General features: G+C 70.5%; 17 protein-coding genes. 6 read left to right on the forward strand and 11 right to left on the reverse strand.

Annotation, left to right across the window (positions count from 1 at the left end; genetic code table 11):
* Positions 1-51: 51 nt before the first annotated feature.
* From ACJ9NR_RS15095 to ACJ9NR_RS15110, 4 genes are all read left to right on the forward strand, one after another.
* Positions 52-900: a helix-turn-helix domain-containing protein gene (locus tag ACJ9NR_RS15095; RefSeq protein WP_412488080.1), complete on the forward strand. Its 849-nt coding sequence runs from the start codon at positions 52-54 to the stop codon at positions 898-900.
* A 32-nt stretch (positions 901-932) separates the two neighbouring features.
* Entirely contained in the window at positions 933-1,133 is a 201-nt protein-coding gene (locus ACJ9NR_RS15100) for a DUF397 domain-containing protein (protein ID WP_412488836.1), read from the forward strand.
* 106 nt (positions 1,134-1,239) lie between these two features.
* Positions 1,240-1,536 carry a DUF6247 family protein gene (locus ACJ9NR_RS15105; RefSeq protein WP_412488081.1) on the forward strand — a complete coding sequence of 99 codons (297 nt, stop codon included), beginning with the start codon at positions 1,240-1,242 and terminating at the stop codon, positions 1,534-1,536.
* Positions 1,533-1,820: a hypothetical protein gene (locus ACJ9NR_RS15110; RefSeq protein WP_412488082.1), complete on the forward strand. Its 288-nt coding sequence runs from the start codon at positions 1,533-1,535 to the stop codon at positions 1,818-1,820. Before ACJ9NR_RS15105 ends, ACJ9NR_RS15110 begins: the two co-directional genes overlap by 4 nt.
* A gap of 116 nt (positions 1,821-1,936) precedes the next feature.
* Here ACJ9NR_RS15110 and ACJ9NR_RS15115 read toward each other — a convergent pair whose 3' ends face one another.
* Positions 1,937-2,539, reverse strand: a complete 603-nt coding sequence (locus tag ACJ9NR_RS15115) for a nitroreductase family protein (RefSeq protein ID WP_412488083.1) — start codon at positions 2,537-2,539, stop codon at positions 1,937-1,939.
* 111 nt (positions 2,540-2,650) lie between these two features.
* On the opposite strand from ACJ9NR_RS15115, the gene ACJ9NR_RS15120 reads away from it, so the two are divergent.
* Positions 2,651-3,154: a GNAT family N-acetyltransferase gene (locus tag ACJ9NR_RS15120; protein ID WP_412488084.1), complete on the forward strand. Its 504-nt coding sequence runs from the start codon at positions 2,651-2,653 to the stop codon at positions 3,152-3,154.
* Here the strand turns inward: ACJ9NR_RS15120 and ACJ9NR_RS15125 are convergent.
* The 4 genes from ACJ9NR_RS15125 to ACJ9NR_RS15140 form a co-directional block, all read right to left on the reverse strand.
* Complete coding sequence (locus tag ACJ9NR_RS15125; protein WP_412488085.1) at positions 3,151-3,414, reverse strand: contact-dependent growth inhibition system immunity protein; 264 nt, start codon at positions 3,412-3,414, stop codon at positions 3,151-3,153. The two genes, ACJ9NR_RS15120 and ACJ9NR_RS15125, sit on opposite strands and share 4 nt — an antisense overlap.
* Entirely contained in the window at positions 3,415-3,810 is a 396-nt protein-coding gene (locus tag ACJ9NR_RS15130) for a hypothetical protein (RefSeq protein WP_412512696.1), read from the reverse strand.
* 41 nt (positions 3,811-3,851) lie between these two features.
* The gene (locus tag ACJ9NR_RS15135; RefSeq protein WP_412488087.1) at positions 3,852-5,009 is read right to left on the reverse strand and encodes a hypothetical protein; all 1,158 of its coding nucleotides are present in this window, start codon (positions 5,007-5,009) and stop codon (positions 3,852-3,854) included.
* Between the two features lie 241 nt (positions 5,010-5,250).
* Positions 5,251-5,670: an Hsp20/alpha crystallin family protein gene (locus ACJ9NR_RS15140; protein ID WP_412488837.1), complete on the reverse strand. Its 420-nt coding sequence runs from the start codon at positions 5,668-5,670 to the stop codon at positions 5,251-5,253.
* 158 nt (positions 5,671-5,828) lie between these two features.
* Between ACJ9NR_RS15140 and ACJ9NR_RS15145 the strand changes: the two genes are divergently transcribed.
* Positions 5,829-6,131: a hypothetical protein gene (locus tag ACJ9NR_RS15145; protein WP_412488088.1), complete on the forward strand. Its 303-nt coding sequence runs from the start codon at positions 5,829-5,831 to the stop codon at positions 6,129-6,131.
* Positions 6,132-6,530: 399 nt separating this feature from the next.
* Here ACJ9NR_RS15145 and ACJ9NR_RS15150 read toward each other — a convergent pair whose 3' ends face one another.
* From ACJ9NR_RS15150 to ACJ9NR_RS15175, 6 genes are all read right to left on the reverse strand, one after another.
* Positions 6,531-8,039 carry an MFS transporter gene (locus ACJ9NR_RS15150; protein WP_412488089.1) on the reverse strand — a complete coding sequence of 503 codons (1,509 nt, stop codon included), beginning with the start codon at positions 8,037-8,039 and terminating at the stop codon, positions 6,531-6,533.
* Positions 8,040-8,104: 65 nt separating this feature from the next.
* On the reverse strand, positions 8,105-9,505 hold the full coding sequence (locus ACJ9NR_RS15155) for a DUF445 domain-containing protein (RefSeq protein WP_412488090.1): 1,401 nt from the start codon (positions 9,503-9,505) through the stop codon (positions 8,105-8,107).
* Positions 9,506-9,744: 239 nt separating this feature from the next.
* The gene (locus ACJ9NR_RS15160) at positions 9,745-10,605 is read right to left on the reverse strand and encodes a DUF1707 SHOCT-like domain-containing protein (protein WP_412488091.1); all 861 of its coding nucleotides are present in this window, start codon (positions 10,603-10,605) and stop codon (positions 9,745-9,747) included.
* 33 nt (positions 10,606-10,638) lie between these two features.
* Positions 10,639-11,649 (reverse strand): ABC transporter ATP-binding protein, encoded by a 1,011-nt coding sequence (locus ACJ9NR_RS15165; RefSeq protein ID WP_412488092.1) that lies wholly within the window; start codon positions 11,647-11,649, stop codon positions 10,639-10,641.
* On the reverse strand, positions 11,646-12,473 hold the full coding sequence (locus tag ACJ9NR_RS15170) for an ABC transporter permease (RefSeq protein WP_412488838.1): 828 nt from the start codon (positions 12,471-12,473) through the stop codon (positions 11,646-11,648). The genes ACJ9NR_RS15165 and ACJ9NR_RS15170 overlap by 4 nt, the downstream gene beginning before the upstream one ends.
* Before the next feature lie 94 nt (positions 12,474-12,567).
* Positions 12,568-13,368: an ABC transporter permease gene (locus tag ACJ9NR_RS15175; protein ID WP_412488839.1), complete on the reverse strand. Its 801-nt coding sequence runs from the start codon at positions 13,366-13,368 to the stop codon at positions 12,568-12,570.
* Positions 13,369-13,514 lie beyond the last annotated feature (146 nt).

Raw genomic sequence — 13,514 nt, forward strand, 5'->3', positions numbered from 1 at the left:
TTGGCGGGAGACTGAACGCGCGCTATTCGACGAACGGTTGAGAGGAATCAGATGGCCGGTTCACCGACGGCACGCCGTCGCCGTCTCGCGATCGAGCTGAAGAAGCTCCGTGAGAAGAGTGCGTTGACCTGCGCACAGGTCGGCGAGGCGCTGGACTGGAGCGGCTCGAAGGTCAACCGCATGGAGACGGGTAGCGGCCGGGTCCAACCGTCCGACATCGAGGCACTGTGCAGGTTCTACGGCACCACGGACGAACTGCGCGAGTTCCTCAAGTCCCTGGCCAGGGAGGCCAAGACGCGTGGCTGGTGGCAGGTGCACGGCTCCGGTGTGCCCGAGTGGTTCAACATCTACATCGGCTTGGAGCAGGAGGCCTCGACGTTCCGCCAGTACCAGTGCGAGTTGATTCCCGGTCTCATGCAGACCGAGGCCTACACGCGCGAGCTCCACAAGACGGGGGCCCACATGTCCGCCGAGGACATCGACCGGGCCGTACGGGTACGCATGGAACGCCAGGCCATGCTCACGCAACCCGACGCTCCCGATGCGTGGTTCATCGCGAACGAGGGCGCTCTGCGTCACGTCATCGGGGATCCGGCACTCATGAGACAGCAACTCGAACGCGTCCTCGAGTCGGCTGAGTTGCCGACCGTGACCTTGCAGGTCCTCCCCTTCGACTCGGGTACCTATCCGGCCACGGGCTCCTTCACCATGCTGGGCTTCCCCGCTCCGGAAGATCCTGATCTGGTGTACCGCGACGGCATCACCGATGCCGTGTACCTGGAGGGCGAGCATCATGTACGTGAGTACACGAGGGCCTTCGACGGCTTGCGGGCCGCGGCCCTGAGTCCTCAGAGATCCGCCCGATTGATCAAGTCCGTTCTGAAGGAATACACACGGTGAACATTGCAGAACCTGGGAGTCGTGACCGTCGAGTGTGGTTCACGTCGTCGTACAGCAACGGGGCAGGAGGCGAGTGTGTCGAGTGCGCACGGCTCGACACCGGCATCCTCGTACGCGACTCGAAACGAGCCGGCGGGACCGCCCGCCGGCCAGGTCCCGCACTCATTTTCAGCAGCGGCGCGTGGCTCGTTTTCCTGGGCGGCATTCCGGAGGGAGAGCGCTCCGCGTTCTGACGAGGGAGTATCCGCAGGGGCGGTCGTTCCGTGTAGGACACTTCTCACAGGACACAGGACACCCCTCACAGGTCAGCGGACGGCGGACAGCAAGGAGCAGAAGATCGTGAGCGCACAGTACGCGGAGACACCCGGCCCTGCGGCGCTGCCGTTGAAAACCATCGGTGACATTCGGGCCGCTCTCCGGTCCGGACACGGCTTCCCGGGCGACCGGGACGCCTTCGAGGCGGATCTCCAGCGTGCGCTGGAAGCCTCCTCTGAGACGGACCTCAACGCCGTCGCCGCGGTGATCGTCGACTATCGCGGGAGGATCCGGCTCTACCAGGACCCCGACTTCGACATCGCTGTGCAAGAGGGGATCGATCTCAACGCACAGCTGAAACAGGAGACGCAGAACCGGTGAGCACAGTGATCGCGGCCGTGACGGTGCGCGCGGCCGAACGGATCAAGGCTCTCGGGGCCGAAGAGACACTGGAGACGCTCCGGCAGGAGCTGGAGCGTGTACCCAGGCTCGGGGTCCTGCTCGGTGCGCCCCGCCCGGACGGCAGCGAAGTCCGCAAGACGCGGATCGAGCCCCGGGGCGGGGTGCCGGGGCTGGCAGTGGCGTACGTCTATACGCCTGCACCGCCGCCGCCCACCGTGGCCATCGTCGCGGTGACCCCGGACGACGGTGTTCCCGCCGACTGACGCCCACCGGGTCTGCCAAGAGCAGCGGATCGACGGACCGACGGACCGCGAGCCACGACTTCGACGCGCAGCAGAGAAAGAGCTGCGCGTACGGTCGTCGTCTTCACCGTCGACGATCAGCCGTGCCGCCCCCACCGCCCCCGGTGGATGACCTCCTCCGCCCCCCGTCGGCGCTCCGCGACCCGCGCGCCCTGCGGCGGTACGTCGTCGGCGCGGTAGCCGACGGTGATCCCGCCGATGGGGGCGTACTCGTCAGGGACCCCGAACGCGTCGCGGAACGGCTGCAGATGCTCCGGCATGATGCCGAAGAAGCAGGCGCCGAGGCCCTCGTCGACGGCGGTCAGGAGCATCAGCAGGGCCGCCATTCCGGTGTCGATGTACCAGTACGGGGCCGGCCAGCGGGCCTCGGCCCGGTCCTCCCAGCCCTTGTCGGGTTCGGCGTAGCGCTCGAGGTAGGCGGCCTTGTGGGCGAGGGGTACGACGACCAGCGGGGCGTCCTGCATGGTCGGCGTCTTCTCGACCCGGGTGGGCACGAACGGCCAGAAGCGGGCGCGGTCGGCGGGGTCGGTCAGGGCGAGGAACGCCCAGCCCTGGGAGAAGCCGGCCGAGGGCGCCCGCAGCGCGGAGGCGAGGATGCGCTCGATCACCTCGGGGGCGAGAGGCTTGTCGGAGTAGTGCCGGATCATGCGGCGGCGTCGTACGACCTCGGAGAATTCCATGTCGGCCGATCTTGCCACCGCCCCGGCCGACCGCAAGGGCCGTTGACGGCCTTTTCCCGTCGGGGCGCTGCCTGCCCCTCCTGCGAGAAGGCGGTTGGCTAGTCTCGGTCCATGCCCGGACCCGACCTTCAGCCGATCGCCCTCCGACCCGCGGACCCCGCCGACGCCGAGGCCGTCGCGGCGATCTGGCGTGACGGATGGCGCGACGGTCACCTCGGGCACGTGCCCGGCGAACTGGTTGCCGTCCGGACGCCTGAGTCGTTCGCGGTCCGGGCCGGCGAGCGGGTCGCCGACACGACGGTCGCCGTTGTCGATGGAGCCGTCGCGGGGTTCGTCATGGTGGTCGGGGACGAGGTGGAGCAACTGTACGTGTCGGCGGCCCATCGTGGTGCGGGCGTGGCTGGTGCGCTGCTGGCGTATGCCGAACGGCTCGGTCGGGAGCAGGGGCACGGTCGGGTCTGGCTGGCCGTGGTTACCGGAAACGCTCGTGCGCGACGGTTCTACGAGCGGGAAGACTGGGTCGACGAGGGGGCGTTCGACTATCCGGCGGAGGGGCCCGACGGGCCCATTTCTGTTCCCTGCCATCGGTACGTCAAGCAGGTGCAGGGGACCTAAGGAGCTGCGGTGATCCTTCGGCGGATCTGCTGCAGCCATTCGCGGTGCGACAAACCGTCCGGGGGCAGGAGGTCGAGTCCCAGCGCAGTGGTTGCGGTGTGGAGTTCTTCATCCGAAGACACCATGGCCAGCAGTTCACCGATCTCCTGAATTGCCTGTGCACGTTCTTCGGGTGCGGCGGCGCTGAGATACTCGTCCAGAGCCTCGTCGTAGGAATCGTAGACGTATGAGAAGTCCCGATGGAAGTATGCCCCGAGCAACTAGCTCAGCTCCGGGAATCGATGATTCCATTCCCAGGCGTTCTGCGGGTTCGTTTGCGGCACACCCGAAGGATCCTGCAGCAACCGGACGAGATGGCTCCTGACAATGCGCAGGCAATCCTCCACGATGGTCCCCGTCGGAGGTTGGATGTGGGGAAGTTCTTCCACCTCGTCTGCGATCTCGTCCGAGAAGAGGCCGACGGAAAGCAAGTCGTCAATCTCCCGTACGGCCGCTGCGGCACGGTGCGGTTCGCGAGCGGCGAGTCTCAGGTAGGAGGCCAGGCCGGGGCCTGGAACATCCGGCGTGTCCGAGAACGCGTAGCCCGTATGTGTGTAGGCGTTCAGCAGGTAGCTGAGTTCGTCGAACCGCCACTCAGGCGGAGGCGCCTGACTCATGGTGCTCTCCAAGCATGGGTGTTAGGGCGTAGGGAACGAAGTCAGGACGCGGTACCCGGACGCCGCTGACGGGTCGGCCTTCTCCTGGGCCACGCGTTGTAGTCCTTGCCCGAGCCGTTCGACGCGCCCAGGCCCATGAGGACCAGCCCGGCCGTGCCCAGCAAGCCCGCGTTGAGGGCGGCTTCCGCTGTGAGGGCACCCAGCGCTCCGCCTCCCGCCAGCGCCAGGCCTCCCGGCGGGAACAGGGCCAGGAGGGAGAGCAGCAGGAGGGCGAAGCCCAGGTAGGCGAGGAAGTTGTTCAGGGCGTCCAGGAGGTGGTACGTGCGGATCGTGGGCGCGGCGGGGCCCGCGCCGCCCAGGGCGCGCGGCAGCAGGAAGGTGCCGGTGGTGGCCGCGCCCAGGGCGGTGCCAAGACGGAAGCGGTGGGCTGCCAGGGCCTCACCCATGGGCTGGGCCGCCGCCGGCCCCCAGGTCCGGAGCAGCGTGGTGAGCTGGTACACGATCCAGGCCAGAGCCGCCGTGCCGAAGCCCAGCAGGATCTTCGGGCCCGGACCCGTGCTGAAGAACTTCTGGAGGGCCGCGGTGGAGGTGAACGAGCCGACGCCGAGGAACAGCAAGGACGGCAGGACGAGTACGCAGGGGATCAGCACCAGCCATCGGCGACGGGCCCGGCGGGCGGACCGCGCCGCGTTCAGCAGGGCGCGGAGGTCGAGGGACCGCCAGGCCTGCTGGTTGTCGGACGCGTCCATCCGGGACGTGACGGCGGCCACGGCGACGCGCAGTTCCTCGGTGGCAGCCGGCCCCGCCGACGCCGTGGCGTAGAGCAAGGAGCGCCGTAAGCCGACGTATCGGAGGGCGATCCGCAGGCTCCATGGCGGGCGCCAGGTCGCGTAGCGCAGCAGGGCCGCCGGGCTGTCGCCGTCGGCGCGTTCGGAGGTGAGCAGCACTCCCGGCACCGTGCGCTTGCCGTGGTGGAGTTGGCGCAGGTCGACGAGGACGGCGAGGCCGAGGCACCCGAGCGGGACCGCCCAGGCGTGACTGTCGAGCGGCTCGAGCCAGTTCGCGGCTGGGCTCGCCGGGTGGCGTACGACGTAGTTGTTCAGTGTGTGGTACGCCGCCGCAGCCGTGATGGGGAGCGCACAGAGCAGGCGCAGCCGGCCCCGTGCGCGCCAGAGCAGACCGGCCCCGAAGCCGGTCATCGCCGTGAAGACCAGGTGCGAGCCCTGACTGACTGTCGTCGGGCCGGTGCAAACCAGGCCTGCCCGTCTACGGGGCGCGCAGGTGCACGCCGACCCGCCCCTCACCGTTTCCCGGGGGCGGATCCGCCGCGTCCCGCAGGCCCGGCCGCGCGGCGCGGTCGGAGCTGCGGGACGCTCGCCGTGAAGTGGAGTGAAGTGAAGTGAACTGAAGTGCCGTGAAGTGCCGGTGTTCTCCGGGCTGTCAGGTGATCTGCTTGCGGTCGCCGCCACCCGTGATCTGGATGCGGCGCGGCTTGGCCTGTTCGGCCACCGGGATGCGCAGGGTCAGCACGCCGGCGTCGTACGCGGCGTCGATGCGCTCCGTGTCGAGGGTCTCGCCGAGGAAGAGCTGGCGGGTGAAGCTGCCCGTCGGGCGTTCGGCGACGATCATCTCCGCGCCCTCGGGGGCGGGGTTGCGGCGCTCGGCCCGGACGTTCAGGACGTTGCGCTCGACGTCCAGCTCGATCGTCTCCGGGTCGATGCCGGGGAGGTCGAAGTGGACGATGAAGTCGTCCCCGGACCGGTAGGCGTCCATCGCCATGGCCGCGGGGCGGACGTTGGAGCCGAGAACCTGCTGCGCGAGGCGGTCGAATTCGCGGAACGGGTCGGTACGCATGAGCATCACGGGTCACTCCTCTCTTCCAGGTGCTGAGGTGCGATGCCCTACGGCTTCTTATATAGCGCGGTGGAGGAAAGTTGACAAGCCTCGGCTCAGGTACGGCGGGTCGCCGGGTGGGAGTTAGCCTCGGAGCGGATCAGTCAGAACGGCAGGAGGCAGGCATGGCCAGGGTTCCCAGCGCGGTGGTGGCCGCGGGCGGGCTTGTCGGCGGGTACGGCGTCGCCCGGTGGACCAGGAAGCGGGAGCTGGGCGGGGTGGTGCTGGCCGCGGCGGGCGTCGCGGCGGCGGCGCAGTGGCGGGAGCGGGCCGGTGGGGCGGCCGCGGGCGCGTTGAGCGGGGCGTATGTCGCCGCCTTCGGGGCGTCGCATCCCCTGGCCAAGAAGGTGGGGGCGTGGCCCGCCGTGTTCGGGGTGGCCGGGGCTGTGGCGCTGGCGTCCTGGGCGGTGGCCGACCGGCGCGCCTGACCGTCGTCGCGGGACGGGGCAGGGGCGGGGGCGGGGGCGGGGGCGGGACAGGGTGCGGCCCGGCACTGACGGGCGGGCGCCCATGCCGCAGTGCGAAGGCCGGGCGCACCCGGCCGCACAGTGCGCCTCCTGCCGCAGTGCACAGGCGGGCAGCACAACCGACCACCGGCAGGCACCAGCCGCTGCAGCAGTACGAAGGGCGGGCGGCCCGGCGCTCGGAACGTCCGACGGCCCGGCGGCCGGGAAGTCCGGCGGCTCGGCGGCCGGGACGTCCGGCGGCCGGGAAGTGCGGGAAGTCCGACGGCCGGGCGCCCGGAAGGTCCGGCAGCCCGGCGCCCGGAAAGCCGGGCAACCCGGCACCCGGGAAGTCCGGCGGAACCGGGCAGTGGGGCAGTCGGACTACGCCGTGGCCGGGCTGGAACCCGACTCCCGGCCGCCCTTGCCCCGTAGGGAGCCCGCCGCCGCGGTGAGGGGCTTGGCGATGTCCTCCAGGGAGCGGCGTTCCGCCCGGACCGCCAGCAGTGCCGCCACCAGGCCCGCCGCGACCATCAGGCCCGCGCCGATCTGGAAGGCCAGGACCGTGTCGCCGACCTTGCCCGTGCTGGTGAGGTCGGAGAACAGCAGCGGGCCGCTGATGCCGCCGGCCGCCGTGCCGAGGGCGTAGAAGAAGGCGATCGACATCGCCCGGGTCTCCATGGGGAAGACCTCGGAGACGGTCAGGTAGGCGCTGGACGCGCCGGCCGACGCGAAGAAGAGGACCGCGCACCAGCACGCGGTGAGCGTGACCGCGCTCAGGGAGCCGCGGTCGAAGAGGTACGCCGTGCCGAACAGCAGCAGGCCCGAGAGCAGGTACGTGCCGGAGATCATCACCCGGCGCCCGACCGTGTCGAACAGCTTGCCCAGCAGGAGCGGACCGCAGAAGTTGCCGATCGCGATGACGACGAAGTAGTAGCCGGTGTCGCCGGTCGGCACGTCGAAGAACTTGGTCAGGATCGCGCCGAAGCCGAAGGTGATCGCGTTGTAGAGGAACGCCTGGCCGATGAAGAGCGAGAAGCCCAGCACCGAGCGCCTGCGGTAGTCGGAGAACAGCGTCCGCGCGATCTCGGTGAACTTCACACTGCGCCGCTGGTGGATCGTCAGCTCACCCTCGGGACGGTCCAGCGGCTGCCCCGTCTCCTGCTCCACGCGCTCCTCGATCGAGCTGACGATCCGCTCGGCCTCGCGGTCCCTGCCGTGGATCAGCAGCCACCGTGGACTCTCCGGGACGTGGCGTCGTACGAGGAGGATGACCAGGGCCAGCACCGCGCCCAGCGCGAACGTCAGCCGCCAGCCCACGTCCTTGGGGAAGATGGCGGTGTCCAGCGCGACGATCGACAGCAGCGAGCCGCCGACCGCGCCCAGCCAGAAACTGCCGTTGATGATCAGGTCCACCCGGCCGCGGTGGAACGCCGGGATGAGCTCGTCGATCGCGGAGTTGATCGCCGCGTACTCACCGCCGATGCCGAAGCCGGTCAGGAACCGGAAGGCGAAGAACCACCAGGTGGAGAACGACACGGCGGTCAGGGCGGTGGCCGCCAGGTACACCGCCAGGGTGATCATGAACAGCTTCTTCCGCCCGAAGCGGTCGGTCAGCCGGCCCCAGAACAGGGCACCGGCACACGCTCCCGTCACATACAGCGCGGCCGCGATGCCGGTGACCTCTCCGGAGGTGATGGGCAGACCGCTGCCGGACTCCGACAGACGGCTGGCGATGTTGCCGACGACCGTGACTTCCAGGCCGTCGAGGATCCACACGGTCCCGAGCCCGATGACGATCGTCCAGTGCCATCGCGACCAGGGAAGACGGTCCAGGCGGGCGGGGATGTCGGTGGTGACGGTGCGGCCGGTTTCGGCCTCGGCGGTTGTCATGGGCTCCCTCCTCATATGAGCGGAACCCCGATCGGGTGCCCGTGGGAGGCCGGATTACGCGCTCGCTACGCCCCCAGCGCCCGCGACACCGTGTAGATCAGCAGGCCCGCCAGCGAACCGACCACCGTGCCGTTGATCCGGATGAACTGGAGGTCGCGGCCGATGTGCGCCTCGATCTTCCGCGTCGTGTGCTCGGCGTCCCAGCCCGCCACCGTGTCCGTGATGAGGGAGGTGATCTCCTTGCGGTAGGTGGTGACGACATACACCGCGGCGCCCTCCACCCAGCGGTCCACCTTGCCCTGCACCCTGGGGTCCACGGCCATCCTGGCCCCCAGCGACAGCAGCGAGGCCCGCACACGCAGCCGCAGCTCGCTGCGCTCGTCCTCGGCCGCCGAGACGACCATCGAGCGGACGGCGGTCCAAGCGGACGCGATCAGGTCCTGCACCTCGCCGCGGCCCAGCACCTCGCCCTTCAGCCGCTCGACCCGCGCGCGCGTGTCCGTGTCGGACTGCAGGTCGGAGGCGAAGTCGCCGAGGAAACGGTCCACGGCGCCGCGGGCCGGGTGGGAGGGCATGTCGCGCATCTCGGTGACGAAGCGCAGCAGCTCCTTGTAGACCCGCTCGCCGACCTTCTTGTCGACGAACCGGGGGGTCCAGCCGGGGGCGCCGCCCTGGACGGCGTCCATGATCTCGGTGTCGTGCCAGACCAGCCAGTCGTGCGCCCGCGCGACGACCAGGTCGACGACACGCTTGTGGCCGCCGTCGGCGACGACCTTCTCCAGCATCTTGCCGATGCCGGGCGCGATCTCCTGGGCGTCCGCGCGCCGGGTGATCGCCTCGCCGACCACCGCCTGCACGTCCGAGTCGCGCAGCACGGTCAGCGCGCCCCGCAGCGCGGCCGACAGCTCGGCCGTCACACGGTCCGCGTGCTCGGGTTCCGCCAGCCAGGCGCCGAGCCGGCTGCCGATGCCGACGGCGCGCAGACGCTGCCGTACGACGTCCTCCGAGAGGAAGTTCTCGCCGACGAACTCGCCCAGGGAGACGCCCAGCTGGTCCTTCTTCGTGGGGATGATCGCCGTGTGCGGGATGGGCAGGCCGAGGGGCCGGCGGAAGAGGGCGGTGACGGCGAACCAGTCGGCGAGCGCGCCGACCATGCCGGCCTCGGAGGCCGCCGCTACATAACCCGCCCAGGCGCCGGCGCCGGAGTTCTCCGCCCACTTGGCGAGGACGTACACCAGCGCCACGAACAGCAGCAGCCCGGTCGCGGTGAGCTTCATCCGGCGCACCCCGCGCTGCTTCTCCTGGTCCGCGGCGCTGAAGGTCGTCATCGCGCGCACGGCCGCCGCGGGCGCCTTCCGGTCGTCCGCGGCGGCCGGGCGGGGGTGCTCGGCCAGGGCACGCTCACCCACATGTTCACGATTCGTGCGTTCCATCCACTCCACCCGTTCGCGATCCCCTGCACACATTGTCCCTTCCTGACCGACTCCCGGAACGGAACGAGAGTTCCCGGCGTCTGTCGGAAGGGGGCTCGTCATGAACTCCGGTGTGAGCCGGTGTGAGCCGGTGTGAGCGGTGCGAAGGCGGTACAGAGCCGGTACGGAGCCGCTACGGCGGCGGTACGGCGGCCGTGTGAAGCGGCTACGGGAGCGCGGTACGGCGGCGGTACGGAGCCGCTATGGGGGCGGTCGGTACGAAGCCGGTCGCGTCAGCGGTCGCCGTACCGGCGCCTGTCCCGCTCCCGCCGGCGCTCCCGCTGCCGCTCGCGCCGCTCCTCGAGCCGCTCCCTGCGGTCCTCGTGCCGCTCGCGCAGCAGATCGCGGTGGTCCTCCAGCATGCCGCGGTGCGCCTCGCGCACGTCCTCGCGGTAGTCCTGCTGCAGCTCCCGCACCGAGGCCCGGCGCTCCAGCTTCTCCTGGCGGCGCTCCTCCTTCAGCCGGCGCCGCTCCTCCCGGGTCAGCTTGCGCTCGACACCCACGCCGCCCCAGAAGGCGAACCCGTTGACGATCACGCGTGGCGCCCCGGGCTCCCCGGGCACACCCGACTCCCGGTGGTCGAACCCGCCCATGATCCCGATACCGCGGACGACGACCTCCACGCCGGGCGGCACGATGACGTTCACCCCGCCCATGACCGCGACGCAGGTGATCTCCACCTCCCGGTCGGCGAAGTTCGCCTCCCGCAGGTCGAGCTCACCGCCGCCCATGAAGGTGAAGCAGGTGAACCGCTTGGGCACGGTCCAGCGGCCCCGGCGCTCGAACCCCGACAGCACGGCGACCCCCCACGACGAGCTCCCCTCGCCGCCGACGATCCGGCCCGCCCAACTCCCGTCCTGTGGGGGCTCCTTGGTCAGCGACACATGGGGCGGCGCGACCCCGCCGACCGGCAGATCGCGGGTGATGGGCGTCAGCTCGCCGTACGTCCGCGCCCGGTAGGTGGCCTCCAGCCGCTCCTCGAACTCCGCCATGTCGAGCCGGCCCTCCGCGAGGGCGTCCCGCAGGACCTCGGCGACTCGCTCACGGTCGGCGTCGGATGCCCGGAGGTCGGGGACTGCGGCGTCATCGGTCATGGACAGCAGCCTACGAGTTCACCGTGCCGGAGGCTACGAGACCGCTTTCTCCGCCCGCCCGGGAACGGCTCCCGCGTACATCCGGGCGATCACGTCCTCGATGTCCGGCTCCCGCACCGAGAGGTCCGCCAGCGGATACTCCGCCGCGATCCGCGCCACCAGCGCGGCCGCCGACCGCCCGGCCGGGAACGCCAGCCACTGCCGCGGCCCCTCCACCCTCACCACCCGGGCCGGCGCCGCGTCGATCGGCGGCAGCTCCCGCTCCAGGTCCACCACCAGCGTCCGCTCGCTCTCCCCCACCTCGTGCAGCCCGGCGAGCGCGCCGTCGTACATCAGCCGTCCGTGGTCGATGACCATCACCCGCGAGCACAGCTGCTCGATGTCCTGCAGGTCGTGCGTCGTCAGCAGGACCGTGGTTCCCCGCTCGGCGTTCAACTCACGCAGGAACCCCCGCACCTTGGCCTTCGAGATCACGTCCAGGCCGATCGTCGGCTCGTCGAGGTAGAGCACCTCCGGGTCGTGCAGCAGCGCCGCCGCGATGTCCCCGCGCATCCGCTGCCCGAGCGAGAGCTGCCGTACCGGCACCTCCAGCAGGTCGGCCAGGTCCAGCAGTTCGACGCAGCGCTCGAGGTTCTCGCGGTAACGGGCGCCGGGGATGCGGTACATGCGGTGCATCAGCTTGTAGGAGTCGATCAGCGGCAGGTCCCACCACAGCGTCGTGCGCTGCCCGAACACCACCCCGATACGGTGCGCGAGCCGCAGCCGCTCCCGGGACGGGTCGATGCCCGCCACCCGCAGCCGGCCGCCGCTCGGTGTCAGGATGCCGGTGAGCATCTTGATCGTCGTCGACTTGCCGGCGCCGTTCGGCCCGATGTAGCCGACCATCTCACCGCGCGCCACCGTGAAGGACAGGGAGTCGACGGCCCGCACCTCGCGCCGCTCCCGTCTGAGGAACCCCGTCCTGCGGCGCACGTCGAAGACCTTCTCCACGCCGTCGAGCTCGATCAGTGCCCGCTCCGGGCCGGTGTACACCGCCACGCTCAACTCCCCGTACTCCGATACGACCCGAGGCCCGCCCGCCACGCCAGGCCGGCCAGGACACAGCACACCAGCGCCACCAGCGGCGACCCGAAGGCCGCCCAGGAGGGCAGCCGAAGCGGGTACGGCCGCCCCAGCACGTAGCAGGCCGGCACCCAGTTGACGAAGGCCAGCGGCAGCAGACACGTCACCCCGCGCACGAAGTCCTTGCCGAAGACCGTCGGCGGGTACTGCAGCAGCGTGGTGCCGCCGTAGGTGAAGGCGTTCTGCACCTCGGCCGCGTCCTGCGCCACGATCTGGAAGGCCGCCCCCGCCACGAACACCGCGCAGAAGATCACCGCGCCGCTGCCCAGCACCACCGGCACCAGCAGCACCTTCGCCGCACTCCAGGCCACGTCGACCGACGCCAGCGCCCAGCCCAGCACCAGCGTGCCCTGCACGATCCGGCCCAGCCGGCGCAGCGCGAAGCGGTCCGCGCCGATCTGCGCGAGCACCGGCGCCGGCCGCACCAGCAGGGTGTCGAAGGAGCCGTCGCGGATCCGGGCGCCCAGCACGTCCATCGAGCCCAGCAGCAGATCCGCGATCCCGAACGACGTCACCGACAGGCCGTACAGGAAGGCGATCTCGGGCAGCGTCCAGCCGCCGAGCGAGTCCACCTGCGAGAACATCAGCAGGATCCCGACGAAGTCCAGGCAGGTCACCAGCAGGTTTCCGCACACCGTGACCAGGAAGGACGTGCGGTACGCCAGCGAGGAGCGCACCCACATCCCGGCGATCAGCGCATAGGCCCGCACCCCCGCCCGCAGGCGATCGCGGTCAGCCACCCGCATCCCCACCCGCAGGCGATCGCCGTCAGCCACCCGCATCCCCACCCGCAGGCGATCGCCGTCAGCCACCCGCACCCCCGCCCGCAGGCGATCGCGGTCAGCCACCCTGCACCACCACCCGTCGCGTCGCCGCCGACTGCAGCAGCCGCCCCGCGGCCAGCAGCACCACCGCCCACACCGCCTGGAAGGCGTACGCCCGCAGCGGATCGGCCTCGCCCATCAGCACGTCGGCCGGCATCTGCAGCTGCGCCGCCCAGGGCAGCACCCGGACGATCCCGCCGAGAGCACCGGGGAAGGCGTTGAGCGGCAGCACCATGCCCGAGAAGAAGACACCCGTGATCATCAGGACCTGGTTGACGCCCATGCCGTCGAGCAGCCAGAACACGCTCAGCGCCGCCAGATAGCGGATGCCGAAACTGACGAGCATCGCCAGTACGACGGCGACCAGGAACGCCGCCCAGGTCGTGACGTCGACGGGCAGCGCCATCGGGAAGAACAGCGCGCCGAACGCGAACGGGATCACGCCCCGCCCCAGCATCTGGAACACCGAACGCCCCAAGTCGCTCGCCAGCCACCACAACTGCAGGTCGGCCGGCCGGTACAGGTCGACCGCGATCTCCCCGGTGCGGATGCGGGCCATCAGATCCTTCTCGAACCCCCCGCCCTGGATGGCGAGCGTCGCGAACAGGCACTGCCCGAGCCACACGTACGTGACCGCCTGCGCCTGGTCGTACCCCCCGAGGTGCGGCTTCTCCCGCCACAGCGCCAGATACGTGTAGACGAGGATGAGCCCGAAGACGGTGTTGGTGAACACCCCCGCCGCCGTGGCCGTCCGATACGTCGCGTACCGTCGGAAACCGCCCACCGCGACGGCCGCGTACAACCGTCCCGAGCCCACGTCGGTCAACCTCCCGGACCGTTCGACACCGAAGCGCAGGAGCCTAGCCCGCCGGCCGTGACGTACGCCACGCGTTTTCGCGGCCCAACGCGTGCCGCGATCCGGGAACGGAACGCATGGTGCAAGAGTCTTCAAGAGGGGGCGCA

Source organism: Streptomyces sediminimaris, from assembly GCF_047049295.1.
GTDB lineage: Bacteria > Actinomycetota > Actinomycetes > Streptomycetales > Streptomycetaceae > Streptomyces > Streptomyces sediminimaris.

Excerpts from the sequence above, each read along its gene's own strand:
- ACJ9NR_RS15130 (WP_412512696.1), bottom strand. The coding sequence starts at position 3,810 with ATGAGTCAGGCGCCTCCGCCTGAGTGGCGGTTCGACGAACTCAGCTAC.
- ACJ9NR_RS15145 (WP_412488088.1), top strand. The coding sequence starts at position 5,829 with ATGGCCAGGGTTCCCAGCGCGGTGGTGGCCGCGGGCGGGCTTGTCGGC.
- ACJ9NR_RS15140 (WP_412488837.1), bottom strand. The coding sequence starts at position 5,670 with ATGCTCATGCGTACCGACCCGTTCCGCGAATTCGACCGCCTCGCGCAG.
- ACJ9NR_RS15160 (WP_412488091.1), bottom strand. The coding sequence starts at position 10,605 with ATGACCGATGACGCCGCAGTCCCCGACCTCCGGGCATCCGACGCCGAC.
- ACJ9NR_RS15120 (WP_412488084.1), top strand. The coding sequence starts at position 2,651 with ATGCCCGGACCCGACCTTCAGCCGATCGCCCTCCGACCCGCGGACCCC.
- ACJ9NR_RS15155 (WP_412488090.1), bottom strand. The coding sequence starts at position 9,505 with ATGTGTGCAGGGGATCGCGAACGGGTGGAGTGGATGGAACGCACGAAT.
- ACJ9NR_RS15170 (WP_412488838.1), bottom strand. The coding sequence starts at position 12,473 with ATGCGGGTGGCTGACCGCGATCGCCTGCGGGCGGGGGTGCGGGCCTAT.
- ACJ9NR_RS15115 (WP_412488083.1), bottom strand. The coding sequence starts at position 2,539 with ATGGAATTCTCCGAGGTCGTACGACGCCGCCGCATGATCCGGCACTAC.
- ACJ9NR_RS15135 (WP_412488087.1), bottom strand. The coding sequence starts at position 5,009 with ATGACCGGCTTCGGGGCCGGTCTGCTCTGGCGCGCACGGGGCCGGCTG.
- ACJ9NR_RS15150 (WP_412488089.1), bottom strand. The coding sequence starts at position 8,039 with ATGACAACCGCCGAGGCCGAAACCGGCCGCACCGTCACCACCGACATC.
- ACJ9NR_RS15095 (WP_412488080.1), top strand. The coding sequence starts at position 52 with ATGGCCGGTTCACCGACGGCACGCCGTCGCCGTCTCGCGATCGAGCTG.